We start from the raw sequence: 3644 nt of genomic DNA on the forward strand, positions 1-3644 counted from the left end.
TGACGTCCGGGGAGATCGTCGCCCATCTCGCCGAGGTCTACGGGATGACCACGTCGAAGGAAATGGTCTCCACGATCACGGACAAAGCATTGGAGCCGATGGCGGAATGGCATACCCGCCCGCTCGATTCGGTGTATCCGGTCGTGTTCATCGATGCGATCCACGTGAGAATTCGAGACGGGCAGGTCGCCAACCGGCCGGTTTACGTGGCGATCGCGGTAACCGCGGACGGCTACCGTGAAATCCTGGGCCTGTGGACCGGGCAGGGCGGCGAAGGCGCCAAGTACTGGCAGACCGTGCTGACGGAGATCCGTAACCGCGGTGTCAGGGACGTCCTCATGCTCGTGTGTGACGGCCTGACCGCGCTGCCCGAGGCCGTCAGTGCGATCTGGCCCCAAACCGTCGTGCAGACCTGCGTCGTTCACCTGATCCGCAACAGCATGCGATATGTGTCACGGCGGGACACCGCCCAGATTGCCCGCGATCTCAAGCCGGTCTGCACCGCCGTCGACGATATGCAGGCCCTGCGCCGGCTCACCGAGTTCAAGGAGAAGTGGGACAGCCGGTATCCCTCGATCAGCGCGATCTGGGAAAGGGCCTGGAACGAGTTCATTCCGTTCCTTTCCCTGCCGCCCGCGATCCGCCAGGTCGTCTGCACGACCAATGCGATCGAGAGCCTGAACGCGCGCTACCGGCGGGCGGCACAAGCCTGCGGACATTTTCCGAACGAGACCGCGGCCCTCAAGAGGCTCTACCTCGCCACCCTCGCCCTCGACCCCACCGGCCGAGGCCGGCAGCGCTGGAACAACCGGTGGAAGGCGGCCCTCAACGAATTCGACGTCCTCTTCGACGGCCGCCTTACCGCCAATCAGGTATAGGCCGGACAGCCCAGCAAAAAACCTGTAGGCCAAACAGACGAACCACACCTAATTCGTGATAGACCCTCTTCAGCTTGCCCACCGATCGGGTGACCCACCGGAAGTGCCTGTGCAGGTCGGACCCTCCTGAGCGCCTCCGGCCGAACCCGAGTTGAAGAAGCTCAGTGATTGACGTCCCGTGAGCCGGCAGCGGCCTTCCGCGCACCTTCGCACGGATCGCGTCTGTGACGCGCTCGCCCTCGGTGGTGAGCATGATGGGCGTTCTTGACGCGCCGGTCGGAGGCGTTGGCCTCGCGGCGCACCAGGCCGCGCTTCGCCAGTCGGTCGATGACCCGGTCGTGCTGTACGCATCGCAGGTCATGGTCGCGGCCAAGGGAGCGCATCGCGGCGGGTTCCGGAGCATTGCGGTGAGGGCTTTGTCCTGGCTTGCGGTGAGGCTCTCGCATGCAGCCGCGACGGTGAAGCCGCCACAGTAGACGCAGAGTGGCACCGAGAGCAGCTCCATGAGCTGGGTCGTCGCTATTTCTTGAATGATGACGGCGGGGGGCATTCCAGGCGGACGGGCCGGGGGTTCGCTCCTGTCAGAGCTGTCATTCCGGAGAGGTCTGCGCCGTTGGCCGTAGCCAAGTCGAGCATCGGTGAGATCTGCGCGGACCTTTGAGCCGGGCTATGCCTGGCAGAGGGTAAAACCCAGTTCCTTCTTTGTGCGTGAAAGGAGCACCGAGTACTCTTTCACGAGACTGGCAGTTCTCCTAAACTCGCAATAGGTTGGAATGATTTTCCGAACGAGTGTGCGGCGGGAGCGGGAGTTAATGCCATCCGGCAGTTGGGTCCCTGCTTTCGTGGTGCTATGTCGATCTTGAGCGGATGAATTTCACGGCGAAGGAAAATTGATGGTGATGATTAGACGTATGGCTGCTGCTGCGGTTGCTGCTCTCGCGCTCACAGTCAGTGCCGCCTCTGCGAGTAGTGCAGCCGAGTCGCGCGACTGGGATTGCGACCTCGGCGAATTCTGTATCGGAGACCTTCCTTTGATCGACAGCCCTGACGGTCGAGCTCATTGGGGGCGGTCGGTAGTGGACTTCCGTGGGAATGAGGACAATTACGGAACGGCTGGCATCTACTACTTCAACACGACCGTCAGTATTCAGAACTCGGCATCTTATACATGGAATAAGAAGCCGTTTCCGGTTCGAGCGTATATCCAGCCGAACCAGGCGGGGCCCTCTCTCTATCACACCGCACTCGGAACCTACTGTGGTCGGTCTGGAACGGAGACTGACATGTGTGACTCGTACTGGTCCCTTGACTCTTTCAATAACTCTATCTCCTCTCACATGGAAGTAGGAGGGCCGCACCGGGATATCTAGGTCATACGCAATTTGCAGTCGCGTCCGGATTGGGCCACCGGCTCTGCGTGCTGACGACTCTGAGTGAATCTGCTGAGACGCATACGGAGCTGATGCGCTGCGTGAGGTTCTCTCGCCGCTGAGCGGTGAGAGAACCTCACGCAGCGGTCTGCTGACCTGCTGTGACTGTGAACGGTTGCGTTGCGGCGCTGTGGGAGCGACGGCGCTTCCAGTCAGCACGTGGTCAGCCGAGGGCCTGAGTGCCTCTTCGGCGCGTTCGGTTCGCTCGGCATCCGGCTGATCGCCTGGCTCCTGGTCGGGTCGCGGCCGGCCACCACCATGAGGCTGCAGGCCACGACTGTCACGGTCTCCAGCCGGGACGTGATCCGGTCGCGGGCGGCCCGACGCGTTCGACCGCTCACTCCGGCGCGCGTTTGCGGTCGAGCGTGGTGGCGTCCTTGGGCGTGCGGTAAGCAGCAGACGCACCGCAGCTCGTACTACGCCAGCGCGATGGGCATGGGGGTCTTGTGCGTCCTGTACCGCATCAAGGGGGTGATTCCATTGCGGGCAGAAGGCACCGGGGAGAGTTCCATGAATTCGTGTAGGGCGGGTAGGTCTCCAGTCTTCTGTCCGGACCGTGCAATGGCCCCGCACTTCCCGTCGCGGCTCGTTGGCGATGGCATCCTGCCCGCCCCAGCACATAGGCTACCGGGCTCCGGTGATCGGCGGTAACTGTTTCCCGGCACTGGCATGCAGTCCGGGCAGGCCCAAGCGAGAGCAGGGCTGGAGGACATGGGCCTGGCAGCCACAGGGACGTTCCCTCCGTGGGGCGCGCTGACGCTCCTCGGGTGGCGGGCGGCAGCCGGCACAGAAGTGGGTCCGCAGACTCGCTGTTCATCTGAACTGGAACATCTCCCGGCTGATCGTCAAGGCCAGGAGATCCTGCGCCGCCTCTGGTCTGTTGCGGAATTTTGTCCAGTGCCCGCCTGGATCGAGTACGCCGCCGGGCAAGGCGATACCACTCTTTCCCTCGGCGAGTCAGGCCCGCTCTGCGCCCCCTGGCTCATTCCGGAGAATGCAGCAAGTTGGAGGACCGGCTGGCGGTGACCTGCTGCTGTATCTGCAGCATCACCTACTTCCAGGGCCGCTGCCCGACCGGCGAGGACGTGTCGCCTGACTCAAGGGGGCTTGCCGGTGAGGGGCCGTACGAAGGCTGCAGAGTGAGACCCATTGCGGCGGTTAGCCAGTCCGGCCTGGTCGCCGCTCGTGATTGACCCGATCCAGGCATCGGCCACGATGTGGCGGGGATTCAGAGGGCCAGCTCATCGCCAAACACATCCACGCGGCCGGGAAGGCCGTGCGGACCAGGCTGCGGGCGGCGGTCTCATCGAACGGGCGCCGCCCCCTCCGCGGCACG

The 3644-nt window shown here is 63.5% G+C and carries 1 protein-coding gene; it reads left to right on the forward strand.

Features of this window, described 5'->3' with window-relative positions:
- A partial coding sequence (locus ACFQ79_RS40510; protein WP_383593361.1) for an IS256 family transposase occupies nt 1-878 on the forward strand: 878 nt, incomplete at its 5' end.
- Between the last annotated feature and the right edge of the window lie 2766 nt (nt 879-3644).

This window comes from Streptomyces sp. NPDC056480 (assembly GCF_042795405.1).
GTDB lineage: Bacteria > Actinomycetota > Actinomycetes > Streptomycetales > Streptomycetaceae > Streptomyces.